This window comes from Pseudomonas sp. PSB11 (genome assembly GCF_014596605.1).
Classification (GTDB): Bacteria; Pseudomonadota; Gammaproteobacteria; order Pseudomonadales; family Pseudomonadaceae; genus Aquipseudomonas; species Aquipseudomonas umsongensis.
The window spans coordinates 178,278-202,686 of sequence record NZ_NOIO01000008.1 but is presented as its reverse complement, the minus strand read 5'-3'; the positions used below and the strand labels follow the sequence as shown (position 1 = coordinate 202,686).

Sequence of the window (24,409 nt, the reverse complement as noted above, 5' to 3'; positions counted from 1 at the left end):
ATAATTTTATGCACTCACACTTGATCAAATTACTCAGCCTGTCGGCCCTGACCGCCGGCATTCTCGCTGCCAGCGGCGGTGTACGAGCAGACGAAGCTGCCGGTAGCGTAAGTCCACCGAAATTCAGCGCAGAACCGTGCTGCAGCCTGTGCCCCGCGGCCCACGATCCGAAAAACTACACCACGCGCTACCAGCAGAACTTCACCACCCTGGTGCAGGCTCAGGGCGACTGGCTGTTCCGTACCCAGGAAGACCTGCGTACCGAATTCGACACCACGCCCGCCGGCTACAAGCGCATGAAGCAACTGCACGATGCGTTCAAGAGCAAAGGCGTGGAACTCGTCGTGGTTTATCAGCCCACCCGTGGCCTGGTGAACCGCAACAAGTTGAATCCGGCAGAGAAAGCCAGCTTCGATTTCGACAAGGCACTGAAGAACTACAAGACCATGCTCGGGCGTTTCGCGCAGATGGGCTACGTGGTGCCGGACCTGTCGCCGCTGACCAACGAACAGTTGCCGGAGACCCTGCCCGCCCACGACTTCTACTTCCGTGGCGACCAGCACTGGACGCCTTACGGCGCGCAGCGCACGGCGAAAATCGTGGCCGAGAAGGTCAAGCAGATCCCGGCCTTCGCCGACATTCCCAAGCGTGAATTCGAGACCCACAAGTCGGGTCGCATGGGCAAGAACGGAACGTTGCATAACATGGCCGGTCAACTCTGTGGCACCAGCTATGCGGTCCAGTACATGGATCAATTCACCACCGAACCCAAGGGTGAAGCAGGCGATGGCGATCTGTTCGGCGAATCCGGCAATCCGCAGATCACCCTGGTCGGCACCAGTCACAGCGGCAAGAACTACAACTTCTCCGGTTTCCTCGAAGAAGCCATCGGCGCCGATGTGCTCAACGTAGCCTTCCCCGGCGGCGGCCTCGAAGGTTCGATGCTGCAGTACCTGGGCAGCGATGAGTTCCAGAAGAACCCGCCGAAGATTCTCATCTGGGAATTCTCGCCGCTCTACCGCCTCGACCAGGAAACCATCTACCGCCAGATGATGGCGTTGCTGGACAACGGTTGCGAAGGCAAGGATGCGCAGCTGTCCGGCAGCACCACCCTGAAACCGGGCAAGAACGAACTGATGGTCAACAGCAAAAACCTGAACCTGCAAAACAGCAGTCACCAGGTCGACATCCGCTTCGCCGACACCTCGGTGAAAACCCTGCAAGCCACCCTCTGGTACATGAACGGGCGCCACGAGGACATCAAGATCGAAAAACCGGAAACTTCCGACACCGACGGGCGTTTCGCCTTCGAGTTGCGCACGGACGAAGACTGGGCCTCGCAGAATCTGCTGGCCGTCGAAATCCAGGGCCCTGAAAAAGCGGGCGGCGCGCCACAGAAAGTCGAAGCGAAAATCTGCAAACGCAACGTATTCCCGGACGCTGGGCAACGTACCGCTTCAGCCGGGCAATGAGGTCTGCTATGCGAAATCCGAACTTGAAAAAACTGTTGGCGCCAACGCTTTTGAGCCTGGCGATGTTCGCCGGCGCGACTCAAGCCGCGGCGCCATTGCGTCCGCCGCAGGGTTACTTCGCGCCCATCGAGAAAGTCAAAGCCGGCGACAAGAGCGAAGGCTGTGATGCGATGCCGACGCCGTACACCGGCTCGCTGCAATTTCGCAGCAAGTACGAAGGCTCGGACAAGGCGCGTTCAACGCTGAACGTGCAATCGGAAAAAGCCTTTCGTGAAAGCACCGCGGACATCACCAAGATCGAGCGCGGCACCAGCAAGCGCGTCATGCAGTTCATGCGCGACGGTCGTCCGGAACAGCTGGAATGCACGCTGAACTGGTTGACGGCGTGGGCCAAGGCGGATGCCTTGATGTCCAAGGACTTCAACCACACCGGCAAGTCCATGCGCAAATGGGCATTGGGCAGCATGGCGTCTTCGTACATCCGCCTGAAATTCTCCGACTCCCATCCGCTGGCCAACCATCAGCAGGAGTCGCAGCTGATTGAGGCCTGGTTCAGCAAGATGGCCGATCAGGTGGTCAGCGACTGGGACAACCTGCCGCTGGAAAAAACCAACAACCACTCGTACTGGGCAGCCTGGTCGGTGATGGCAACGTCCGTCGCCACCAACCGCCGCGACCTGTTCGACTGGGCCGTCAAGGAATACAAAGTCGGCGTCAATCAGGTCGACGCCCAGGGCTTCTTGCCCAACGAACTCAAGCGCCAGCAACGGGCGCTGGCCTATCACAACTATGCCCTGCCGCCGCTGGCGATGATCGCCAGTTTCGCCCAGGTCAACGGCGTGGATCTGCGCCAGGAAAACAACGGCGCGCTCAAGCGCCTGGGTGATCGCGTGCTGGCCGGGGTGAAAGATCCTGACGAGTTCGAAGAAAAGAACGGCAAGGAACAGGACATGACCGACCTGAAGGTCGATTCGAAATTCGCCTGGCTCGAACCGTTCTGCACGCTCTACACCTGCTCGCCGGATGTGTTGGAGAAGAAGCACAAGATGCAGCCGTTCAAGACCTTCCGCCTCGGCGGTGACCTGACCAAGGTCTACGACCCGGCCAATGAAAAAGGTAAAGGCTCCTGAAACCTGTAGGAGCCGGCTTGCTGGCGATTGGGACAACACGGTGTGCCTGACACACCGCCATCGCTGGCAAGCCAGCTCCTACAGGGAATCGTGGCGGTTTTGAATGCAATACACCCCTCGGATTTTCGTGGGGGGTTTGGGGGGGCCGTTGGCCCTTGAATGTAGTTTCAGACAAGGAGAGATCGGGATGGTGTTTTCATCCAACGTGTTCCTGTTTTTGTTCTTGCCGATCTTTCTCGGCTTGTACTACTTGAGCGGGCAACGCTATCGCAATTTGCTGCTGCTGATTGCCAGCTATGTGTTCTACGCCTGGTGGCGTGTGGACTTCCTCGCACTGTTCGCGGCGGTCACGCTGTGGAACTACTGGATCGGCCTGAAAGTCGGTGCCGCCGGCGTCAGGACCAAACCGGCGCAGCGCTGGCTGCTGCTGGGCGTTGCCGTCGACCTGTGTATCCTCGGCTACTTCAAGTACGCCAACTTCGGCGTCGACAGCATCAACGCCATGATGACCTCGGTCGGTCTTGAGCCATTCATCCTGACCCACGTGCTGCTGCCGATCGGTATCTCGTTCTACATCTTCGAGTCCATCAGCTACATCATCGACGTCTACCGTGGCGATACCCCGGCGACCCGCAACCTGATCGACTTCGCAGCGTTCGTGGCGATCTTCCCGCACCTGATCGCCGGTCCCGTGTTGCGTTTTCGCGACCTTGCCGACCAGTTCAACAACCGCACCCACACCCTCGACAAGTTCTCCGAGGGCTGCACGCGGTTCATGCAGGGTTTCATCAAGAAGGTCTTCATCGCCGACACCCTCGCGGTGGTGGCTGACCATTGCTTCGCCCTGCAAAACCCGACCACGGGTGATGCCTGGCTCGGCGCCCTGGCCTACACCGCGCAGCTGTACTTCGACTTCTCCGGCTACAGCGACATGGCCATCGGCCTGGGCTTGATGATGGGTTTCCGTTTCATGGAAAACTTCAAGCAGCCGTACATCAGCCAGTCGATCACCGAGTTCTGGCGCCGCTGGCACATCAGCCTGTCGACCTGGCTGCGTGACTACCTGTACATCACCCTGGGCGGTAACCGCAAAGGCACGCTGACCACCTATCGCAACCTGTTCCTGACCATGCTGCTCGGTGGCCTGTGGCACGGTGCGAACATCACCTACATCGTCTGGGGTGCGTGGCACGGCATGTGGCTGGCAATCGAGAAAGCCATCGGCCTGAACACCTCGCCGCGCAGCTTCAACCCGATCCGCTGGGCACTGACCTTCCTGCTGGTGGTGATGGGCTGGGTGATCTTCCGTGCGGAAAACCTGCACGTTGCCGGACGCATGTACGGCGCGATGTTCAGCTTCGGCGAATGGTCGCTGTCGGAACTCAACCAGGCCAGCCTCACTGGCTTGCAGATCGCAACGCTGGTGGTGGCTTACGTGACCCTGGCGTTCTTCGGCCTGCGCGATTTCTACAGCAATCAGCCACCGGTCAAGACCAAGCCTGCGGTGAACGTCGATGCAGACGGTCCGGCCGCCGCAACAGCCGGCACGATCAAGGCCGTGCCTGGGGATAACCCGGCCAGCATCCACCAGCCTGGCTACACCGTCGGCGTCGAAGCCCAGGTGCAACCGGCCTACTGGACCGCTGATTGGTCTCGTTACGCAATGCGTGCCCTGGTGCTGCTGCTGTTCATCGCCTCGATTCTCAAACTCTCGGCGCAAAGCTTCTCGCCGTTCCTTTACTTCCAGTTCTGAGGGATCTGACCATGACCCGCTCATTACGCATCTTCTACATCGCCCTGTTCCTGGTGACGCTGCTGGCCTTGGGCCTGTGGTCGGTCCGCAGCTTCCTCGGCTTCAGTACCAACGCCGATGCGACGGTGCTCAACGGCCGCTGGACCAAAGCCGTGGAGACACACTACGACGAGGAATTCCCGATCAAGCGCCTGGGCACCAACCTCTGGGCCGCGCTGGATTTCAAACTGTTCAACGAAGGTCGTCCGGGCGTTGTGCTCGGTCGCGACCAGTGGCTGTACAGCGATGAAGAATTCCATCCGGTCGTCAACGAAGAGCTGAACCTGCAAGGCAACTACGCGCTGGTCGAAGGCGTGCGTCAGACCCTGAAGGACAAAGGCGTGAAACTGGTGATGGCGGTGGTTCCGGCCAAGGTGCGCCTGTACCCGGAACACCTGGGTGAGGCGAAACCGGCCAGCATCCACGCCAACCTCTACCAGGACTTCCACAAGCGCCTGGCCGCTGACCGCATCCTTGCCCCTGATTTGCTGGGCCCCTTGCAAGCGGCCAAAAACGACGGCAAGCAAGTGTTCCTGCGTACCGACACCCACTGGACACCGGAAGGCGCCGAGGTTGCCGCCGATCGCCTGGCCAAGACCATTGCCGACAAGTACCCGCTGAGCGGCGAACCGCAAGACTTCGTCACCGAGCCTGCGGAAAAAATCACCCACAAAGGCGACCTGCGCCTGTTCCTGCCGCTGGACCCGCTGTTCGAAAACCTGATGCCGGCGCAAGAGCCTTTGCAGAAGCGCAACACCGTTGCCGCGCAAGACCAGCCGGCTGGTGACGATGCCCTGTTCGCCAACACCGAAGTACCGGTTGCGTTGATCGGCACCAGCTACAGCGCCAACCCGAACTGGAACTTCGTCGGCGCCCTGAAACAAGCCCTGCGCAGCGACGTGGTCAGTTACGCCGAAGACGGCCACGGCCCGATCCTGCCGATGCTCAGCTACCTCAAGAGCGACGCATTCAAGAACAGCCCGCCACAAGTGCTGATCTGGGAATTTCCTGAACGTTATCTGCCTGTGAACAACGAAATCGGCGACGCCGACCCGCAGTGGGTCGCAGAGCTTAAACAAGCCGGTGCCCGCCAACAAAACGTAGCCGCAAACACTAAATCCGAGACGCCCGACCGGGCGCAAAACTGAAAGAGAGAGGTAATACCATGACTTTCAAGACTACTCCTCGCCGTCTCGCCAAGACTTTTGCTCTGGTTGCTGGTATGAGCGTGCTTTCGATGCAAGCGTTCGCCGCTGGCGACGCCGCGCTGTACGGCCCGACCGCACCGAAAGGCTCGTCCTTCGTGCGCATCTACAACGCCAGTAACGCCGAAGTCAGCGCCACCGTCGGCAGCACCAACCTGAGCGATGTCGCGCCACTGTCCAGCAGCGACTTCAGCTTCATGCCGGGCGGTGACTACAGCGCCAAGGTCGGCAGCCAGACGCTGCCGGTGAAACTGGCCGGCGACCACTATTACACCCTGGTCAACAACGCCAGCGGCGCGCCGCAACTGATCGAAGAGCCGCCGTTCAAGAACAAGCAGAAATCCCTGGTACGCGTGCAGAACCTCAGCGACAAGGCGCTGACCCTGAAAACCGCCGACGGCAAGACTGATGTAGTCCCGAACGTGGCCGCCAAGGGCCGTGGCGAGCGTGAAATCAACCCGGTGAAGGTCAGCCTGGCGCTATACGATGGCGCAACGAAAGTTGGCGACGTGAAGCCGGTCGCCCTGGAACGCGGTGAAGCCGCGGTGCTGTACGTCACCGGCAGCGGCAGCAGCCTGTCGCCGGTCTGGGTAAAACGCCCGGTATCGACGCGCTAATCATTTTTTCCAGAGGATGAAACACAGTCCCCTGTAGGAGCTGCCGCAGGCTGCGATCTTTTGATCTTCAATGATTTTCAAGAACGTCAAAGATCAAAAGATCGCAGCCTTCGGCAGCTCCTACCCAGGACAGTCAGCCTTTGGACACGGAACAAGAACAAGAGTGAAACGACACAGCGTTCGTAGCTCTAACCAAACGATTTTCAAGGAGTAACAAACATGATTCCGGTGATCTTGTCAGGTGGTAGTGGCTCACGTCTTTGGCCGCTTTCCCGTAAGCAATTCCCGAAACAGTTCCTGGCCCTGACCGGCGAGCACACCCTGTTCCAGCAAACCCTGGAACGCCTGGTGTTCGACGGTATGGACACACCGATTGTGGTCTGCAACAAGGACCATCGCTTCATCGTCAACGAGCAACTGGCCGCTCGCAAACTGGAAACCCAGCGCATCCTGATGGAACCGTTCGGCCGCAACACTGCGCCGGCCGTGGCCCTGACCGCGATGATGCTGGTCAACGAAGGTCGCGACGAGCTGATGCTGGTACTGCCGGCCGACCACGTGCTGGAAGACCAGAAAGCCCTGCAACGCGCCCTGGCGTTGGCCACCGTCGCCGCCGAAAACGGCGAAATGGTGCTGTTCGGCGTACCGGCCACCAAGCCGGAAACCGGTTATGGCTACATCAAGTCGACCAACGATTCGCTGCTGCCCGAAGGCGTCAGCCGCGTTTCGCACTTCGTCGAAAAACCGGACGTCAAACGCGCCACCGAATATGTCCAGTCCGGCGGTTACTTCTGGAACAGCGGCATGTTCCTGTTCCGCGCCAGCCGCTTCCTCGAAGAGCTGAAGAAACACGACCCGGATATCTATGACACCTGCCTGTTGACCCTGGAGCGCAGCGCTCAAGACGCCGACACCGTCAGCATCGACGAAGCCACGTTCGCCTGCTGCCCGGACAATTCCATCGACTATTCGGTGATGGAAAAGACCCAGCGCGCCTGCGTCGTGCCATTGACTGCAGGCTGGAGTGATGTCGGCTGCTGGTCGTCGTTGTGGGAAGTGAACGCAAAAGATGCCAATGGCAACGTCACCAAAGGCGACGTGGTGATCCAGGACAGCAAGAATTGCATGATCCACGGCAACGGCAAGCTGGTGTCGGTGATTGGCCTGGAAAACATCGTCGTGGTCGAGACCAAGGACGCCATGATGATTGTCCACAAGGACAAGGTCCAGGGCGTCAAGCAGATGGTCAACACCCTCAACGAACAGGGCCGCAGCGAAACCCAGAACCACTGCGAAGTCTATCGTCCGTGGGGCTCCTACGACTCGGTGGACATGGGCGGGCGCTTCCAGGTCAAGCACATCTCGGTCAAGCCGGGCGCGTGCCTGTCGCTGCAGATGCACCACCACCGCGCCGAGCACTGGATCGTTGTCAGCGGCACGGCTGAAGTGACCTGCGATGAGAATGTGTTCCTGTTGACCGAAAACCAGTCGACCTACATTCCGATCGCTTCGGTTCACCGTTTGCGCAACCCGGGCAAGATTCCGCTTGAGATCATCGAAGTGCAATCGGGCAGCTATCTGGGCGAAGACGATATCCAGCGCTTTGAAGATATCTACGGTCGCACCGCGCCGATCGAGAGTGGCGTTTCGGTAAAGACCATCGCGCAGTAACGCCCAGCAGTATCTTAAGCCCCCGGCCAACCCGCTGCGTCCCCTATCCGCAGCAGGTGGGATGGGGGCTTTTTTTTGCCTGTCATTTGATCGTTCCCACGCTCCGCGTGGGAATGCAGCCGGGGACGCTCCGCGTCCCATTGGAACGCGGAGCGTCCCTTGAGGCATTCCCACACAGAGCGTGGGAACGATCCATTCACCACACGTTTGCGCCCATCGCCAACCTCTCCTGCACTAGGTAGGATGGTCTTCTCCATCCCCCAAGGTTTGCGCATCATGTTCATCGGTGTCCTGTTGGTCATCACCTGGTTGATCCTGCTGCTGCGCTATCCGGCCAAGGCCTTGCCGGTGTCCATGGCGGCTGCCGTGGGCCTGGGCATCGTCGCAACCTGGGTCATCTGGATGGACCACCGCGAGCTCAAGCAACTGGAGCGCCTGGAATTGCGCATCAGCTACGCACCGCAACACTGCCCGGCAGACCGACCGCTGCAACTGACCCTGAACAACGGCAACGATGTACCGCTGACCGAATTGCGCTGGCGGGTTGCCGCTTATGCACCGGGCGACACGGTCAATCTCGCCGACAATCAGTACACCGCCCCACGCTACCGCGGACCTGGCGAATTGCAGGCCGGTGGCAACTGGGAAGACTGCCTGCCGCTGCCGCCACTGCGGCCCGGCTATCGCCCGGAAACTTTGGAGTTTCGCGCCGAGCGTTTGCAGGGTAGTTTCTCGGACTGACCTCCCCTTACCTTTCCGCACAAGGACCGCGCCATGCCCGTTGCGTTGATTACCGGATGTTCCAGCGGCATCGGCCGCGCCCTCGCCGATGCGTTCAAGACTGCCGGCTATGAAGTCTGGGCCAGCGCCCGCAAGGCTGAAGATGTCGCAGCGCTGACCGCCGCCGGTTTTACCGCTGTGCAACTGGACGTCAACGATGGCCAGGCACTCGAACAGTTGAGCGAACGCATCAACCAGCAACATGGCGGTCTCGATGTGCTGGTCAACAACGCCGGTTATGGCGCCATGGGGCCGTTGCTCGATGGCGGTGTGCAGGCGATGCAGCGTCAGTTCGAAACCAACGTGTTCGCCATCGTTGGCGTGACCCGAGCGTTGTTTCCCGTGTTGCGACGGGCCAAAGGCATCGTGGTGAACATCGGCAGCGTTTCGGGGGTGCTGGTCACGCCGTTTGCAGGTGCTTACTGCGCGTCCAAAGCCGCGGTGCATGCCCTGAGCGATGCCTTGCGCATGGAACTGGCGCCCTTTGGGGTGCGGGTCATGGAAGTCCAGCCCGGTGCCATCGCCTCCAGTTTCGCCAAGAATGCCGGCCATGAAGCCGAGCAGTTGATCAGCGAACAATCGCCGTGGTTCCCGCTGCGCGAAGGCATTCGGGCACGGGCCAAGGCCTCCCAGGACAACCCGACACCGGCCAGTGAGTTTGCCGCCGGATTGCTCAAGGCCGTGCAGCAGAGCAAGCCGCCGCGCCTGCTTCGATTGGGCAATGGCAGTCGGGCATTGCCGTTGATGGCAGGGTTGTTGCCCAAGGGCTTGCTGGAGTCGGCGTTGATGAAGCGGTTCGGCTTGCGCGGGCAACTCTGAGACCGGGTCGACACCATTGCAGGCAAGCCCTGTGGGAGCGAGCCTGCTCGCGAAGGCGCCAGAACAGACTCCACAGAATTCAAGGAATCAAACATGACCGACTACAACGAATACTTCGATGAAGTGATCCAGGCGCACGTCGCCATCGAACAATGGCTGGCCAAGGAACGCGACCCGGCCGAACTCGAACAATTACTCAGGCGTTTTTCGCCACAGTTTTCCATGGTCTCGCCGTTGGGCCGGGTGCTGGATTTCCATGCGTTGAACGAGTTGTTCCTGATGGCCGCTGGCAAGAAACTTGGGTTGCGCATCGAACTTGGCGAGTTGAGCGGCATTGCCTTGCACGACGGCGGCGCAACCGTGAGTTACCGAGAACAACAGACCGATGCCACCGGCCTGCATTCCGATCGCCGCTCGACCGTGGTGTTCGAGAAGGTAGAAGGCAAGATTCTTTGGCGGCATCTGCAAGAGACCTTCTGCTGACGACAATCAACTGTAGGAGCGAGCACGCTCGCGATGGACGTCAACGATAACGCGGGCATTCTGAATACCCGAGGCGCCCTCTCGTGCATCGCGAGCATGCTCGCTCCTACAGTGTTATGCACCATCGTCCTGCTTAACAACGACAGTACAGGTAATCCCCGCCGCCAACAGCACCCCCTCCGGCACTTCATCGATGTGAATCCGCACCGGCACGCGCTGCGCCAGGCGCACCCAGTTGAAGGTCGGGTTCACGTCGGCGACCAGCTCGCGACTTTCCGGGTTGTCGCGGTCGTAGATGCCACGCGAGATGCTTTCCACATGGCCCTTGAGCACTTCGCCGCTCATCAGTTGCATATCGGCCTTATCGCCCACGCGCACGTGGGGCAGCTTGGTTTCTTCGAAGAAGCCGTAGACCCAGAACGAGTTCATGTCGACCACGGCCATCTTCGCTTCGCCAATGCGCGCGTAATCGCCGCGATGCACATTCAGGTTGGTCACGTAGCCGTCGACGGCTGCACGCACTTCAGTGCGCTTGAGGTTGAGTTCGGCGGATTCCAGTTGGGCCTGGGCGTGCTGGTAGTCGGCCAGGGCCGAGTCGGCGAGGTTGCTGGCGTCGTCGCGGTTTTCCCTGGAGATCACCAGGTTGTCCATATCGGCGCGGCGATGGGCATTGACCTTGCGCATCTCCCAGTTGGCCTTGCGCGATGCCACGAGTGACTGCGCCTGCTTGACCGCGAGGCGGTAGTGCTCGGGGTCGATCTGCATCAGCAGGTCACCCTTCTTCACCAACTGGTTATCGCGCACGGGCACGTTCACCACTTCGCCCGTGACATCGGCGGCAACGTTGATGATGTCGGCGCGCACCCGGCCATCGCGGGTCCAGGGGGTGTTCATGTAGTGCTCCCACAGGGAGCGACCGATCCCTATCGCGAGGGCCAGCACCAACAAGGTCGCGAGTAGGCTGAAAAGCTTTTTCATCAGGGCATTCTCAGTGGTAGAGAGTCAACGGTAGACCGTCAGCGCCAGGGCGCCGAACAGACAGGTAAAGAGGCTCAGGCGCAGCAGCGCCGGGTGCCAGAAGAAGCGGTACAGGTCGAACCCCGAGAGGAATCGGTCCAGTGCCCAGGCCAGCGCCGCCGCGATGAAAAACATCAGGGTCATGGTCGGCATGTACACGCCGTGGAAGGCGATTTCACGAGGCATGTTCAAGTCCTTTGGGCTTGGTATTGGCGTAGGCGGTGAGCGGTGATTGCGGGTCGAGCAACGAGGTGCGGATAAAGTGCAGGTAGCTCTTGACCCGGCGCAGCGCCGACGTGTCGAAGTGCGGGGCAAAGGGTTCGTCGGTGGCTTGTACGCGGCTGATGGCGTGATCGACGGCGATCAGGGCGCGCTCCAGATTGCTCTGGCCCGGTTGCAGGAACAGCCGCACCAGCGAACGGCCCATCACACGGATCGACTGGCGCCATGGCTGGGACTCGGCGTACGCCGGATGCACCGGCAGGATCGCCTGCTCCTTGCGCAACTCGATGATGGCGTGCCCGACTTCCAGTACCACGAACATCCAGCGCAGCAGATCGCGCTGGACCTGTGGCTGCCCCGCCGCGAAGCCGTAGGCCTGATGCACCAGGTCGCGGGTGCGGCTTTCGAAACGCGACGCCAGTCCCTTGAGCTTGCCACTGATGGCGTAGACCACCTGGCCACGCAAGTCCTGCTCCAGGCGCCGCCACAGCCAGCGACTGTTCGGCGGCAGAATGATCGCCCCGGCCGCCGCGCACACCAGCATGCCAAGCACCATGGCGATGTAGTCGTTGATGAAGGCGTACGGGTTGTAGACCGTGAGGTTGTCCGGCACCGAACCGGTACTGAAGAAGATCAGTAACCCAAGGCCGACACCGGCGTATTGCGGCCGCGAGCTCAGGAATGAACCGAGCACGAACACCGGTGCGAGCATCACACACAGCAACGGGAAGCCGTCGATCCACGGAAAGATGAAAAACATCTCGACGAAACCGATCAGCGCCCCGAGAAACGTCCCGCAGGCCATCTGGAACGCCATGCGCTTGGGGTTCGGCGTGGCGGCGGACAAGCCTACGGTGGCGGCGGCGATCAATGTCATGGTTGCTCCGCTCGGCCATGCCGTCGCCACCCAATAACTGCCCAGCACCACCAGGATGAATGCGGCGCGAATTCCCGAGGCCGCCGACACCAGCCAGTTGGTTTGCGGGGTGAACGGCTCGTCCCAGCGCTCTCGCTCATGACTGTGATCGGCCAGCGATGCGTGGGTCTGTGCATAACTGTGCAAGTCATCGACGAAGCGATAGAGCAATTCGTACGCCGTGTGGAAGTCCAGTAGCTCGGCATCGCTCGGACCGCTCTCCTGGAAGATCGCGCGCAGGCTTCGTACCCGCGCCGGCAAACCGGCCTTGTAGGCTGTCAGCGCCGTGACCAGGCGCGCCGCGTCGGCACTGGTCAGCGCGCGGCCGCTAAAGCCATCGAGCAGTTCGGCGAGGTCTTGCAAGCCTGGTTTGATGGCCGCCACGGCGTGATCGGTGTCACTGCTGCGCAGGCGTTCGAGCAACTGGTGCAAGGCGTTGAAACGCGTGGTGATCCCCATGAACTCGCTGTTCAAGCGGCTGAGCCGACCGTTGCGCCGACGCATGTGCGGGTCTTCGAACACGGTGACGCTGCGCAGCCCTTCCAGGCCCACCGCTTCGGCGATGAAGCGCACGTTACCGGCTTCGAAGGCCTCGCGCTGACTGCGACCGCGCAAACCATCGGTGACGAACAGGGCAAACACCCCGAAGCGCTGATACAAGGCGTTGCGCATCGCGGCACTGGCGGTTTGCGGCAAGATCGCGGCGCTGACCAGGGTCGCGCAGAGAATCCCCAGAGAGATTTCCAGCACCCGCCAGACCGCTGCCATGAACGCGCCGTCCGGGTGGGCCAGCGCTGGCAACCCGACCATCGCGGCGGTGTAGCCGGCCAACACAAAACCGTAGGCGCGGAAGTTGCGGCAACGCGCTGCGCCGGCCGAGCAGATACCCACCCAGATCGCCAGCGAGCCGAGGAACAGTTCGGTGTTCTGCGCAAACAGGGCGATCAACGCCACCATCACCGTCGAACCGGCCAAGGTGCCCAGAAAGCGATAGAAACTCTTGGCGAACACCTGGCCGCTTTGCGGCTGCATGACGATGAACACGGTGATCATCGCCGTGCGCGGCTGCGGCAATTCCAGGCGCATGGCCAGCCACAGGGTCAGGAACGCGGCGACCAATACTTTGAAAATGTAGACCCAGGTCACGCCGTCGCTGCGCGCCCAGTCGAAGAAACCCCGGCGCCATTCAAGGGAATACAGCCAGCGCAAGGGTGCGGGCAAGGGGGTCATGGAATCCTGCTCATAATCAAAAGAAGCATGCCTGTGGCTGGAAAGCTTTTGTGGCGGGGGGATTTATCCCCGTTGGGTCGCGAAGCGGCCCCTAAACCTGCGCCCCGTTTATCAGGACCAACGCATTTACATTTATGGCGACTGCTTCGCAGCCGAACGGGGATAAATCCCCTCGCCACAAAAGCTCGCTCCCACTGGGGTTATGTTCAACGCAAAAGGACCGGGGTTTTCGGTGCAGCAGTCTGGCTGTCTTTCGGCACATCGTTGCCTGCACCGAGCCCACCACCCAACGCCGTCACCAATTCGGCATGGGCGCTGAGGCGTGCCGCCTGCACCTGCTGCTGCACCTGCTGCTGCTTGAACAACAGCGTCTGCGCATTGAGCACGTTGAGGTAATCGGTGAGCCCGCGCTGATAAGCGATCATCGCGATGTCATAGGTTCTCTGTGCAGTGGCAACCGACTCGGCGGCGAAGGCCTGCTGCTTGTCCATGGACTCGCGACGAATCAACTGGTCAGAGATGTTCTTCAGGGCATTGACCAGGGTCTGGTTGTACTTGGCCACGGCAATGTCATAACCCGCCGAAGCCTCACCCAGCTCCGCGCGCAAACGGCCGCCGTCGAAAATCGGCAGGGATATCGCCGGCCCCACGTTGTAATTGAGCTTCCTGCCGGTCAGGAACTCCAGCGCCCCGCCACCGGTGGCCATGTAGCCCAGGCTGCCGACCAGATCGACGTTGGGATAGAAGCCTGCATGCGCCACGTCGATGCCCCGGGCCTGCGCCGCCACTTGCCAGCGGCTGGCGACCACGTCCGGACGTTGCCCGAGCAACTGCGCGGGCAACGACGACGGCAATTTCAGCGCTGCGCCCAGCGACAGCGTCGGCCGTTGCAATTGCGCCCCCTCCCCCGGCCCCTTGCCTGCGAGTGCAGCCAGTTGGTTGCGGCTCAGGGCGATTTCCTCGTCCAGTGCATCGATCTGGCGATGGGTTTCCGGCAGGGGCGTCTCGGCCTGGCTGACTTCGAAATGGGTGCCGATGCCGCCGTTCAGGCGCTTGTGTGCCAGATCAAGGATTTGCTGTTGCTGCTTCAATGTCGCTTCGACGATGTCCCGCTGCGCGTAATGCAACGAGAGCTCGATATAGACGCGCACGATGTTGTTCTGCAATTCGAGCTGCGCCTGACGCGCTTCGGCGACGGTCATGTGGGCCATGTCCACGGCGCGCTCGGTGGCATTGCTTTCACGGCCCCAGAGGTCGAGGGCGTAACTGAAGCCCAGCGCCGCGTTGTTGTCCCAGGTCGTGCTGTTGGCCAGATCGCCAGGGCCGTAGAACTGATCGGTGGGCCAATTGTGGCGCTTGAGCGTGGATTGGCCGTTGATCTGCAACGACTCGGCCGACTCGGCCACACCGGCGATGGAATTGGCCTGACGCACTCGCGCGGCGGCCATGGCCATGGTCGGGCTGCCTTGCACGGCGAGGTCGATCCAGCGATTCAGTTGCGGATCGCCATAAGCCTGCCACCATTGAGCGGTGGGCCAGTGCGCATCCTGCGCGGCGCTCTGGATGGCTTCGTCGGTGGCCAGAGAATCAGCCTCCAGCGCCTTGCCCTGCGGGGCGATACCTCCGGTTCCGATGCAGCCGCTGATTGCCAGGGTTAAAGCCAGAATACTGAAGGGTTGAAGCGCTCTGCTGATGCGACGCGGCACTGCTGAAAATTCCTGAGGTGGGGAACATAGGAGGGACGGCGCAATTCTAGGGGTGGGTTTTGAAGGCGATAAGCTGGGATTCCTGTGAATCTTTGTTACCGTTAACGCGATAATCCCTTTGTAGGGGTCTCCGCCCCTGAAACTTCGTGTCACAATTTGCCATCGAACCCGAGAGCACCCCATGGACACATTGCAAAACATGCGCGCCTTCAGTTACGTGGCCGAGGCCGGCAGCTTCACCGCCGCCGCCGTGCAACTGGACACCACCACGGCCAACGTCTCGCGCGCGGTCTCCAACCTGGAAGCCCACCTGCAAACCCGTCTGCTCAACCGAACGACACGTCGCATCGCCCTGACGGAAGCCGGCAAGCGCTATTTGCTGCGCTGCGAACAGATTCTGACGTACGTGGAAGAAGCCGAGGCAGAGGCCAGCGATGCCCACGCGCGCCCGGCCGGGCAGCTCAAGGTGCACACCATGACCGGTATCGGCCAGCACTTCGTGATCGACGCCATCGCCCGCTATCGCAAGACCCACCCGGACGTGACCTTCGACCTGACCATGGCCAACCGCGTGCCGGACCTGCTGGACGAGGGCTACGACGTGTCCATCGTGCTCGCCAGCGAACTGCCGGATTCGGGCTTTGTCTCCCAGCGCCTGGGGATCACCTACAGCATCGTTTGCGCGTCGCCGGCCTACGTTAAAGCCAACGGCTGCGCGCAAAAACCCAGCGATCTGCTGAACCACGCATGCCTGCGCCTAGTGAGCCCGGTCATCCCCTTGGAAAAGTGGGCCTTCGACGGACCCGAAGGGCAGGAAATGGTCACCATCAACAGCTCGCCGTTCCTGGTGAACTCGGCCGATGCGATGAAAACCGCGATCACCAGTGGCATGGGCGTTGGTGTACTGCCGCTGTATGCCGCGATCGACGGTTTGCGTAACGGCACGCTGGTGCGGGTGATGCCCAAGTACCGCTCGCAGGAACTGAACCTGTACGCGATCTATCCGTCGCGGCAGTACCTGGATGCGAAGATCAAGACTTGGGTGGAGTACCTGCGCGGGTCGTTGCCGGAGTTGCTGGCGGCGCATCAGGCGGAATTGGCGGCGTATGAATTGAGCGGCAGTCTCGCCGGGGCGCGACTGGCAAACTGAGACGTTCCTGAACGACTGGCAAAGAAAACCGGACCAGATCCGTAATGCTGTTCACTTAAGCCATCGTGGTTTAACGGGAACGATCAGAACGACAGGCGATAAAAAACCCGGATCAGGTCCGGGTTTTTTATCGCCTGGGCTAGATCAGTGCAGGATCTGGCTCAGGAACAACTTGGTGCGTTCGTTCTGCGGGTTGTCGAAGAAGTCGTTCGGCGCCGCCTGCTCGACGATTTCGCCCTTGTCCATGAAGATCACGCGATTGGCCACGGTGCGGGCAAAGCCCATTTCGTGGGTCACGCAGAGCATGGTCATGCCGTCTTCAGCCAGGCCGATCATGGTGTCCAGAACCTCCTTCACCATCTCGGGGTCGAGTGCCGAAGTCGGTTCGTCGAACAACATGATTTTCGGTTTCATGCACAGCGCACGGGCAATCGCCACTCGCTGTTGCTGCCCGCCGGACAGTTGCCCCGGGTACTTGTGTGCCTGCTCCGGAATGCGTACGCGTTCCAGGTAGTGCATGGCGATTTCCTCGGCCTTGCGCTTGGGCATCTTGCGTACCCACATCGGCGCCAGGGTGCAGTTCTGCAGGATGGTCAGGTGCGGGAACAGGTTGAAGTGCTGGAACACCATGCCGACTTCGCGGCGGATCGCTTCGATCTGCCTGAGGTCATTGGTCAGTTCCACGCCATCGACCACGATGCGGCCCTGCTGGTGTTCTTCCAGGCGATTGAGGCAGCGGATGGTGGTGGACTTGCCCGAACCCGACGGCCCGCACAGGACGATCCGCTCGCCCTGCTTGACGTTGAGGTTGATGTCCTTGAGTACGTGAAACTGACCGTACCACTTGTTCACGCCCTGCATCTGGATAATGCCTTCAGGGCTCACAGGCTTCTTGATTGCTTCGCTCATAAAAAGAACTCCTAACGCTTGTGGCCTGTGTCGAGCTTGCGTTCCAGATGCATGGAATAGCGCGACATACCAAAACAGAAAATCCAGAACACCAGGGCGGCGAACACATAGCCTTCAGTGGCCATGCCCAGCCATTTCGGGTCGGCGGCGGCTTGCTTGACGCTGTTGAGCAGGTCGAACAGGCCGATGATGATCACCAGGCTCGTGTCCTTGAACAGCGCGATGAAGGTGTTGACGATGCCGGGGATCACCAGCTTCAGGGCTTGCGGCAGAATCACCAGGCCCATGCTGCGCCAGTAGCCCAGGCCCATTGCCGCGGCCGCTTCGTACTGTCCTTTAGGGATCGCTTGCAGACCGCCGCGCACCACCTCGGCCACGTAGGCCGACTGGAACAGGATCACGCCGATCAGCGCCCGCAGCAGCTTGTCGAAGTTCATGCCTTCGGGCAGGAACAACGGCAGCATCACCGAGGACATGAACAGCACCGTGATCAACGGCACGCCGCGCCAGAATTCGATGAAGGTCACGCAGACCACTCGAATCGCCGGCATGTTCGAACGTCGGCCCAATGCCAGGACAATCCCCAGGGGCAAGGCACCGGCAATACCGACGGTGGCGATCACCAGGGTCAGCATCAGGCCACCCCATTGGCTGGTCGCCACTTGGGTCAGGCCGAAGACGCCGCCGTGCAGCAGGCACCAGGCAATGATCGGGTACAGCACCAGGAAGCTCAGGCCATACACCGCTTTGTGATGGAATCGCGAGATGAACAACGGAGCCACGCCGATAACCGCCAGCCACACGGTCAGGTCGACGCGCCAGCGCAGTTCCGGTGGGTAATAACCGTACATGAACTGGCCGAAGCGCTGCTGGATGAACACCCAGCAGGCGCCCTCCTTGGTGCAGTCGGCGCGGGTGGTGCCCACCCAGTTGGCATCGATGATCGCCCAACTCAGGATCGGCGGTATCACCAGGTAGATCAGGTAGAACGCGAACAAGGTCAGCAGGGTGTTGAGCCAACTGGAGAACATGTTCGCGCGCATCCACGCCATCGGGCCGAAGACCTTGGCCGGCGGTGGCATGTCGGGTTTGAAAGTATGAGTACTCATGCGCTATTCCTTACCGCTCGATCAGCGCAATGCGCTTGTTGTACCAGTTCATCAGCAGGGAAATGCTGATACTGATCGCCAGGTAAACGCTCATGGTGATGGCAATCACCTCGATCGCCTGGCCGGTCTGGTTGAGCACCGTGCCTGCGAACAGCGAGACCATCTCCGGATACCCGATACCGGCCGCCAGCGAGGAGTTTTTCGCCAGGTTCAGGTATTGGCTGGTCAGCGGCGGAATGATCACGCGCAGGGCTTGCGGGATGATCACCTTGCGCAGGGTCGGACCGTTGCGCAGGCCGAGCGAATGCGCAGCTTCGGTCTGGCCGTGGCTCACCGACTTGATGCCCGAACGCACGATCTCGGCGATGAACGCGGCGGTGTACACCGTGAGCGCCAGGGTCAAGGCCAGCAGTTCCGGGATCAGCACCCAGCCGCCGACGAAGTTGAAGCCTTGCAGCTTGGGCATTTCCCAGTGCACTGGCGCGCCGAAGATCAACACGCACAGCGCCGGGATCGCCAGGAACAACGCCAGGCCAACCCAGAACTTGTGGAACGGCTCGCCCGTGGCTTCAAAGCGCTTGTTGGCCCAGCGGCTCATCAGCACGATGGCGACAATGGCCACGACGATGCTGATCACGAACGCCCAGAAACCATCGGCCATCAGCGCCGCCGGCATGTTCAGGCCGCGGCTGCTGACGAAGAAGGTGTCACCGAAGTTATGGCTGTTGCGCGGCCCCGGCATGGTCAGGAACACTGCGAAGTACCAGAACAGGATCTGCAGCAGAGGTGGAATGTTGCGGAATACCTCCACGTACACAGTCGCCAGCTTGGCGATGATCCAGTTCTTCGACAGTCGGGCCACGCCGACGATGAAACCGAGGATCGTCGCCAGGATCACGCCGATGAAGGTCACCAGCAAGGTGTTGAGCAACCCGATGACAAACACCCGGGCATAGCTGTCCGCTTCGGTGTAGTCGATCAGGTGTTGGGCGATGCCGAACCCGGCACTGCGCTCCAGAAAGTCAAAACCGGAGGTAATGCCCCGGTGTTGCAGGTTGGTCTGTGTGTTGTCGAACAGATACCAGCCGAGCGAGACCACCCCGATAATGGTGATGATCTGGAATACCCACGCACGCACTCGTGGATCACTGAGGCTGAGCCTCTGCTTTGGTGCGCCGATTGAATTTTGCATGAAGTGCCCCGCAAAGAATGGAACAGAACATCACCCGGTGGTTGGCCCACCGGGTGATAGAACCATCAGCGCACTGGTGGTGCGTATTGAATGCCGCCAGCGTTCCACAAGGCGTTCAGCCCGCGGTCGATTTCCAGCGGAGTGCTCTTGCCGAGGTTTTTCTCGAACACTTCACCGTAGTTGCCGACTTGCTTGACGATCTGCACGACCCAGTCTTTCTTCACTTTCAGGTCTTTGCCGTATTCACCGTCGGTACCCAGCAGACGAGCGACGTCCGGGTTCTTGGTGGCCTTGGCTTCGGCTTCGACGTTTTTCGAGGTGATGCCGGCTTCTTCAGCGTTGAGCATGGCGTAGCCAACCCAGCGCACGATGGCCAGCCACTCGTCGTCGCCGTTACGCACGACCGGGCCCAGTGGCTCCTTGGAAATGGTTTCCGGCAGGACCACATAGTCCTTCGGCGAGGCCAGCTTGCTGCGCTGGGCAAACAGTTGGGATTTGTCCGAGGTCAGTACGTCGCAACGACCGGATTCAAGCGACTTGGCGCTCTCGTCGGAGGTGTCGAAAGTGATCGGGGTGTATTTCAGACCGTTGCCACGGAAGTAGTCGGAAACGTTCAGTTCGGTGGTGGTACCGGCCTGGATGCAGATGGTCGCGCCATCCAGCTCTTTGGCGCTCTTGACGCCCAGCTTGTTGTTGACCAGGAAGCCGATGCCATCGTAGTAGGTGATGAAGCCAGGGAATTTCAGGCCCATGCCCGCGTCACGGGAGCTGGTCATGGTGGTGTTGCGCGACAGGATATCGATCTCGCCGGACTGCAGCGCGGTGAAACGCTCCTTGGCGTTCAACTGGCTGAACTTGACCTTGGTCGCGTCGCCGAACACGGCAGCGGCCACGGCACGGCAGTAGTCGGCATCGATACCGACGATCTTGCCGGTGGAATCTGGAACCGAGAAGCCCGGCAGGCCATCGCTGACGCCGCACTGTACGAAACCTTTCTTCTGTACTGCATCCAGGGTCGCGCCCGCCTGAGCGAACCCACTGACGCCGAGTACCGCGGCTGCAGTCACGACTGCCAGGGTGGATTTCAACATCTTCATTCAAACCTCCAGTTTTGCTCTTGTTGTGTCGGAGCGTGAGTCCAGTCGCACCCTTTTGAGGCGTTGGTGACCCTTGTTGGCTTTTTATAGGGTCAACCGACGTAGGACCGTAGCCATGAGTCTAGTAGGAGAAAATCCATATAAAGGACAACTCACTTCTCACCAATCGGCCGAACGGGCTGTAGCCCTTTCTCGTTCGCGAAGCCCGTAGCGGCCACTGGCGAACATCCATTACCGGATTTTTTTGCTATCCCACTGCCAACAATGGCCTGATAGTGTTACCGACAGATGTGGGATTTTCGTACCAGCTTGCGTATAGCAAAGCCCGTACCACACCGACTGCTTAAGCGGTTAAGCGACAGGTCAATAGCAAAACTTGTAACCTTGCGACATCTTCGTAACTGATCAACCAGAGACGCCCTCAGACCTCGCACTCAATGAGAGCGCCCGCACATGTTTGGAGCAGCCATGACCAACCCATTGATTCTTGAACCCATCAAGACCGCAGATGCCTGCGTTATCTGGCTCCACGGCCTGGGCGCCGATCGATACGACTTCCTGCCAGTGGCCGAAGCCCTGCAGGAGACTTTGCTGAGTACACGATTCGTCCTGCCCCAGGCACCGACCCGCGCCGTCACCATCAATGGCGGTTACGAGATGCCGAGCTGGTACGACATATTGGCCATGAGCCCGGCACGGGCGATCAATCGCGAGCAGCTGGAAGAGTCGGCCAACTGGATAATCGAATTGCTCGAACAGCAGCGCGCCACCGGAATAGACGCTTCGCGAATTTTTCTCGCCGGCTTTTCCCAAGGCGGCGCCGTGGTTCTACACACCGCGTTTCTGAAATGGCAGGGCCCGCTGGGTGGCGTACTTGCCCTCTCGACTTATGCACCGACCTTCAGCGACACGCTGGAACTGTCCGCCAGCCAGCAGCGCATTCCGGTGCTTTCGCTGCACGGCCAGTACGATGACGTGGTGCAAAACTCGATGGGACGTAGCGCCTACGAGCATTTGAAACAGCGTGGTGTCACCGTGACATGGCAGGAATACCCAATGGGCCATGAAGTGTTACCCGAGGAAATTCGCGACATCGGCGTGTGGCTCGACGAGCGCCTGCGCTAAACAATGACGTTTAAAAACGCCCTTTGATCCATCCCTCTACGCCGCGCCCGATTCTTGCATTACACTGGCCGGCGTACATTCCTTAACCAATTGATGAGATGACCGTGCTCAAAGCACTCAAGAAAATGTTCGGTAAAAGCGAGACTGAGCAACTCGCGCCAGTCCCCAGCGCTCCTTCTCACGCCCCCAGCCACCTCACCGACGGTAGTCAGCCTGGCCGTACCACCGCCGTAGCGGCACCGAAACATGAGCCCGCGAGCACGGCGGCTGTCCAGCCTGCGGTGGTCGCTGCCCCCGAGCAGCCACTCAGCGAAACGCCGAAACCCGCCAAACCCCGCCGCGAACCGAAGCCGAAAGCGCCGGTCATCCCGTGGAAACTCGAAGACTTCGTCGTCGAACCCCAGGAAGGCAAGACCCGTTTCCACGATTTCAAACTTGCCCCCGAACTGATGCATGCCATCCAGGACCTGGGCTTTCCGTACTGCACGCCGATCCAGGCCCAGGTGCTGGGTTTCACCCTCGCCGGCAAAGACGCCATCGGCCGCGCGCAGACCGGTACCGGCAAGACCGCTGCATTCCTGATTTCGATCATCACCCAGCTGCTGCAGACCCCGCCGCCGAAAGAGCGCTACATGGGTGAGCCGCGCGCGCTGATCATCGCACCGACTCGCGAACTGGTGGTGCAGATCGCCAAGGACGCGGCGGACCTGACCAAGTACACCGGCCTGAACGTCATGACGTTTGTGGGCGGCATGGACTTCGACAAACAACTCAAGCACCTCGAAGCCCGTCACTGCGACATTCTCGTGGCCACCCCAGGTCGCCTGCTGGACTTCAACCAGCGCGGCGACGTGCACCTGGACATGGTCGAAGTAATGGTGCTGGACGAAGCCGACCGCATGCTCGACATGGGCTTCATCCCGCAGGTGCGCCAGATCATTCGCCAGACCCCGCCAAAGAACGAGCGTCAGACGCTGCTGTTCTCGGCGACCTTCACCGATGACGTGATGAACCTGGCCAAGCAGTGGACCACCGACCCGGCCATCGTCGAGATCGAGTCGCAGAATGTGGCCAGCGAAAACGTCGAGCAGCACATCTACGCAGTGGCCGGTGCCGACAAATACAAGCTGCTCTACAACCTGGTCACCGACAACGGCTGGGAGCGGGTCATCGTCTTCGCCAACCGCAAGGACGAAGTGCGCCGCATCGAAGAACGCCTGGTGCGCGACGGGGTCAACGCCGCGCAGCTCTCGGGTGATGTGCCGCAACACAAGCGCATCAAGACCCTGGAAGGTTTCCGCGAAGGCAAGATCCGCGTGCTGGTCGCCACCGATGTGGCAGGTCGCGGTATCCATATCGACGGCATCAGCCACGTGATCAACTTCACCCTGCCGGAAGTCCCGGACGACTACGTGCATCGCATCGGCCGTACCGGCCGTGCCGGTGCCGACGGCGTTTCCATCAGTTTTGCCGGTGAAGACGACTCCTACCAGCTACCGGCTATCGAGGAAAAGCTGGGGCGCAAAATCAGCTGTGAAACACCGCCGACGCATCTATTGCGGGCGGTTGAGCGCAAGCGGCCGCACTGAGCCCCCTTGCAGTAACAAGCGCAGCCGGAAACGGACTGCGCTTTTTTTTCGCCCGGAGATTGCCAGAGATATCTAAAAGTCCATAATAGACAAATTAGTTTACATTCCAGCGCCCGGAGCCGACCATGCCCAGCACCCCTTACGTGATCAATCAGACCCAGGCCCGCGAGTTGCTGGCACAGGTGGACGTGCCGCAAATCCTGCGCAAGCTGTTCCGCGACCTGGCCGCCGGGCAAGCGGTGCAGCCGGCACAGCAACTGGTGGAGTTTCCACAGGGTGCCGGCGACTTCATCAATTACCTGGGCGTGCTGGCCGAAGACGGCGTGTACGGAATCAAGACTTCGCCATACATCGTCCGTGAACAGGGGCCACTGGTGACGGCGTGGACGTTGTTGATGTCGATGCAAACCGGGCAGCCGCTGATGCTTTGCGATGCGGGCGAGCTGACCACGGCCCGCACCGCTGCAACCACCGCCGTGGCGGTCGATGCCCTCGCGCCGCTCACCGCCAATCGCCTGGCAATCATCGGCAGCGGCAAAGTGGCCCAGGCGCACCTGCATTACGTGAAAGGCCTGCGCGATTGGCAAAGCATCAGCCTGTACTCGCCAAGCCTGAGTGAAGACCTTGAAACGGTGAGCCTGCTCAAAACCATCGAGCCGCGCCTGACCATCGCGCAAAGTCTCGAGGCCGCCATCAGTGACGCGGATGTCGTCATGCTCTGCACCTCGTCCGCAGGTCCGGTGATCGATCCGTCGAGCCTGAGTAAACCGGCGCTGATCACCTCCATCAGCACCAACGCGCCGCGCGCCCATGAGGTGCCGCCGCAGAGCCTCAATGACATGCAGGTATTCTGCGACTACCGTATGACCACCCCGGGTTCGGCCGGTGAGATGCTGATTGCGGGCGAGCAGCATGGCTGGGATAGAAATGCGATTGTTGGCGATTTGCCCGACCTGCTCAGCGAGAAAGTGCAGCGCCCCGACTATGAGCGCCATGTGTTCTTCCGCTCCATCGGCCTGGGCCTGGAGGACATTGCGCTGGCCAATGCCATCTACCGCCTACACCCCTGACACCCCAATTCACTTGTGGGAGCGAGCCTGCTCGCGAATACGATCGTTCATTCAAAATTGATGTTGACTGATACGACGCTTTCGCGAGCAGGCTCGCTCCCACAGAGA

Annotated in this window: 21 protein-coding genes; 13 read left to right on the top strand and 8 right to left on the bottom strand. The window is 60.5% G+C overall.

Annotated elements, in window-relative coordinates; all coding sequences use genetic code 11:
* Positions 1–8 precede the first annotated feature (8 nt).
* The 9 genes from CGA21_RS12865 to CGA21_RS12825 all read left to right on the top strand — a co-directional run bounded on the left by CGA21_RS12865 (position 9) and on the right by CGA21_RS12825 (position 9,969).
* A complete protein-coding gene (locus tag CGA21_RS12865) occupies positions 9–1,472 on the top strand; it encodes an alginate O-acetyltransferase (protein ID WP_188264301.1) in 1,464 nt (487 codons plus the stop codon).
* 8 nt (positions 1,473–1,480) lie between these two features.
* Positions 1,481–2,602 carry a mannuronate-specific alginate lyase gene (locus CGA21_RS12860; protein ID WP_110746938.1) on the top strand — a complete coding sequence of 374 codons (1,122 nt, stop codon included), beginning with the start codon at positions 1,481–1,483 and terminating at the stop codon, positions 2,600–2,602.
* A 187-nt stretch (positions 2,603–2,789) separates the two neighbouring features.
* Positions 2,790–4,355, top strand: coding sequence for an MBOAT family O-acyltransferase (locus tag CGA21_RS12855; protein ID WP_188264300.1), 1,566 nt, complete (start codon positions 2,790–2,792; stop codon positions 4,353–4,355).
* An 11-nt stretch (positions 4,356–4,366) separates the two neighbouring features.
* Positions 4,367–5,542 (top strand): alginate O-acetyltransferase, encoded by a 1,176-nt coding sequence (locus tag CGA21_RS12850; protein ID WP_083348246.1) that lies wholly within the window; start codon positions 4,367–4,369, stop codon positions 5,540–5,542.
* Positions 5,543–5,559: 17 nt separating this feature from the next.
* Positions 5,560–6,216, top strand: a complete 657-nt coding sequence (locus tag CGA21_RS12845; RefSeq protein WP_110746934.1) for an alginate O-acetyltransferase AlgF — start codon at positions 5,560–5,562, stop codon at positions 6,214–6,216.
* Positions 6,217–6,435: 219 nt separating this feature from the next.
* Entirely contained in the window at positions 6,436–7,887 is a 1,452-nt protein-coding gene (locus tag CGA21_RS12840) for a mannose-1-phosphate guanylyltransferase/mannose-6-phosphate isomerase (protein WP_020796872.1), read from the top strand.
* Between the two features lie 276 nt (positions 7,888–8,163).
* A complete protein-coding gene (locus CGA21_RS12835) occupies positions 8,164–8,628 on the top strand; it encodes a hypothetical protein (RefSeq protein ID WP_047532900.1) in 465 nt (154 codons plus the stop codon).
* Positions 8,629–8,661: 33 nt separating this feature from the next.
* A complete protein-coding gene (locus tag CGA21_RS12830; protein ID WP_110746933.1) occupies positions 8,662–9,486 on the top strand; it encodes an SDR family oxidoreductase in 825 nt (274 codons plus the stop codon).
* Positions 9,487–9,579: 93 nt separating this feature from the next.
* On the top strand, positions 9,580–9,969 hold the full coding sequence (locus tag CGA21_RS12825; protein WP_110746931.1) for a DUF4440 domain-containing protein: 390 nt from the start codon (positions 9,580–9,582) through the stop codon (positions 9,967–9,969).
* Between the two features lie 114 nt (positions 9,970–10,083).
* Here CGA21_RS12825 and CGA21_RS12820 read toward each other — a convergent pair whose 3' ends face one another.
* The 4 genes from CGA21_RS12820 to CGA21_RS12805 form a co-directional block, all read right to left on the bottom strand.
* Positions 10,084–10,947: an HlyD family secretion protein gene (locus CGA21_RS12820; RefSeq protein WP_110746930.1), complete on the bottom strand. Its 864-nt coding sequence runs from the start codon at positions 10,945–10,947 to the stop codon at positions 10,084–10,086.
* 24 nt (positions 10,948–10,971) lie between these two features.
* Complete coding sequence (locus CGA21_RS12815; protein WP_007896379.1) at positions 10,972–11,172, bottom strand: DUF1656 domain-containing protein; 201 nt, start codon at positions 11,170–11,172, stop codon at positions 10,972–10,974.
* Positions 11,162–13,354 (bottom strand): FUSC family protein, encoded by a 2,193-nt coding sequence (locus CGA21_RS12810; protein ID WP_110746928.1) that lies wholly within the window; start codon positions 13,352–13,354, stop codon positions 11,162–11,164. Before CGA21_RS12810 ends, CGA21_RS12815 begins: the two co-directional genes overlap by 11 nt.
* A gap of 206 nt (positions 13,355–13,560) precedes the next feature.
* The gene (locus tag CGA21_RS12805) at positions 13,561–15,060 is read right to left on the bottom strand and encodes an efflux transporter outer membrane subunit (RefSeq protein ID WP_188264299.1); all 1,500 of its coding nucleotides are present in this window, start codon (positions 15,058–15,060) and stop codon (positions 13,561–13,563) included.
* A 181-nt stretch (positions 15,061–15,241) separates the two neighbouring features.
* Here CGA21_RS12805 and CGA21_RS12800 point away from each other — a divergent pair, with 181 nt between their 5' ends.
* On the top strand, positions 15,242–16,210 hold the full coding sequence (locus CGA21_RS12800) for a LysR family transcriptional regulator (RefSeq protein WP_110746925.1): 969 nt from the start codon (positions 15,242–15,244) through the stop codon (positions 16,208–16,210).
* Positions 16,211–16,354: 144 nt separating this feature from the next.
* Here CGA21_RS12800 and CGA21_RS12795 read toward each other — a convergent pair whose 3' ends face one another.
* From CGA21_RS12795 to CGA21_RS12780, 4 genes are all read right to left on the bottom strand, one after another.
* Positions 16,355–17,119, bottom strand: a complete 765-nt coding sequence (locus tag CGA21_RS12795) for an amino acid ABC transporter ATP-binding protein (protein WP_188264298.1) — start codon at positions 17,117–17,119, stop codon at positions 16,355–16,357.
* An 11-nt stretch (positions 17,120–17,130) separates the two neighbouring features.
* Positions 17,131–18,228, bottom strand: a complete 1,098-nt coding sequence (locus tag CGA21_RS12790; RefSeq protein WP_110746923.1) for an amino acid ABC transporter permease — start codon at positions 18,226–18,228, stop codon at positions 17,131–17,133.
* Between the two features lie 10 nt (positions 18,229–18,238).
* Positions 18,239–19,420, bottom strand: a complete 1,182-nt coding sequence (locus CGA21_RS12785; RefSeq protein WP_110746921.1) for an amino acid ABC transporter permease — start codon at positions 19,418–19,420, stop codon at positions 18,239–18,241.
* A 65-nt stretch (positions 19,421–19,485) separates the two neighbouring features.
* Positions 19,486–20,517, bottom strand: a complete 1,032-nt coding sequence (locus CGA21_RS12780; RefSeq protein ID WP_020796717.1) for an amino acid ABC transporter substrate-binding protein — start codon at positions 20,515–20,517, stop codon at positions 19,486–19,488.
* Between the two features lie 468 nt (positions 20,518–20,985).
* On the opposite strand from CGA21_RS12780, the gene CGA21_RS12775 reads away from it, so the two are divergent.
* The 3 genes from CGA21_RS12775 (at position 20,986) to CGA21_RS12765 (ending at position 24,301) form a co-directional block, all read left to right on the top strand.
* Positions 20,986–21,642: an alpha/beta hydrolase gene (locus CGA21_RS12775; protein ID WP_110746920.1), complete on the top strand. Its 657-nt coding sequence runs from the start codon at positions 20,986–20,988 to the stop codon at positions 21,640–21,642.
* Between the two features lie 98 nt (positions 21,643–21,740).
* Complete coding sequence (gene rhlB, locus CGA21_RS12770; RefSeq protein WP_188264297.1) at positions 21,741–23,231, top strand: ATP-dependent RNA helicase RhlB; 1,491 nt, start codon at positions 21,741–21,743, stop codon at positions 23,229–23,231.
* Positions 23,232–23,356: 125 nt separating this feature from the next.
* Positions 23,357–24,301 (top strand): ornithine cyclodeaminase family protein, encoded by a 945-nt coding sequence (locus CGA21_RS12765; protein WP_188264296.1) that lies wholly within the window; start codon positions 23,357–23,359, stop codon positions 24,299–24,301.
* The last annotated feature ends 108 nt before the right edge of the window (positions 24,302–24,409 follow it).

Bases quoted from the DNA above. Each gene is read 5' to 3' on its own strand.
- CGA21_RS12825 (WP_110746931.1), top strand. From the start codon at position 9,580: ATGACCGACTACAACGAATACTTCGATGAAGTGATCCAGGCGCACGTC.
- CGA21_RS12780 (WP_020796717.1), bottom strand. From the start codon at position 20,517: ATGAAGATGTTGAAATCCACCCTGGCAGTCGTGACTGCAGCCGCGGTA.
- CGA21_RS12775 (WP_110746920.1), top strand. From the start codon at position 20,986: ATGACCAACCCATTGATTCTTGAACCCATCAAGACCGCAGATGCCTGC.
- CGA21_RS12785 (WP_110746921.1), bottom strand. From the start codon at position 19,420: ATGCAAAATTCAATCGGCGCACCAAAGCAGAGGCTCAGCCTCAGTGAT.
- rhlB (WP_188264297.1), top strand. From the start codon at position 21,741: ATGACCGTGCTCAAAGCACTCAAGAAAATGTTCGGTAAAAGCGAGACT.
- CGA21_RS12865 (WP_188264301.1), top strand. From the start codon at position 9: ATGCACTCACACTTGATCAAATTACTCAGCCTGTCGGCCCTGACCGCC.
- CGA21_RS12765 (WP_188264296.1), top strand. From the start codon at position 23,357: ATGCCCAGCACCCCTTACGTGATCAATCAGACCCAGGCCCGCGAGTTG.
- CGA21_RS12790 (WP_110746923.1), bottom strand. From the start codon at position 18,228: ATGAGTACTCATACTTTCAAACCCGACATGCCACCGCCGGCCAAGGTC.
- CGA21_RS12845 (WP_110746934.1), top strand. From the start codon at position 5,560: ATGACTTTCAAGACTACTCCTCGCCGTCTCGCCAAGACTTTTGCTCTG.
- CGA21_RS12855 (WP_188264300.1), top strand. From the start codon at position 2,790: ATGGTGTTTTCATCCAACGTGTTCCTGTTTTTGTTCTTGCCGATCTTT.
- CGA21_RS12840 (WP_020796872.1), top strand. From the start codon at position 6,436: ATGATTCCGGTGATCTTGTCAGGTGGTAGTGGCTCACGTCTTTGGCCG.
- CGA21_RS12820 (WP_110746930.1), bottom strand. From the start codon at position 10,947: ATGAAAAAGCTTTTCAGCCTACTCGCGACCTTGTTGGTGCTGGCCCTC.
- CGA21_RS12850 (WP_083348246.1), top strand. From the start codon at position 4,367: ATGACCCGCTCATTACGCATCTTCTACATCGCCCTGTTCCTGGTGACG.
- CGA21_RS12810 (WP_110746928.1), bottom strand. From the start codon at position 13,354: ATGACCCCCTTGCCCGCACCCTTGCGCTGGCTGTATTCCCTTGAATGG.
- CGA21_RS12800 (WP_110746925.1), top strand. From the start codon at position 15,242: ATGGACACATTGCAAAACATGCGCGCCTTCAGTTACGTGGCCGAGGCC.
- CGA21_RS12795 (WP_188264298.1), bottom strand. From the start codon at position 17,119: ATGAGCGAAGCAATCAAGAAGCCTGTGAGCCCTGAAGGCATTATCCAG.
- CGA21_RS12815 (WP_007896379.1), bottom strand. From the start codon at position 11,172: ATGCCTCGTGAAATCGCCTTCCACGGCGTGTACATGCCGACCATGACC.
- CGA21_RS12860 (WP_110746938.1), top strand. From the start codon at position 1,481: ATGCGAAATCCGAACTTGAAAAAACTGTTGGCGCCAACGCTTTTGAGC.
- CGA21_RS12830 (WP_110746933.1), top strand. From the start codon at position 8,662: ATGCCCGTTGCGTTGATTACCGGATGTTCCAGCGGCATCGGCCGCGCC.
- CGA21_RS12835 (WP_047532900.1), top strand. From the start codon at position 8,164: ATGTTCATCGGTGTCCTGTTGGTCATCACCTGGTTGATCCTGCTGCTG.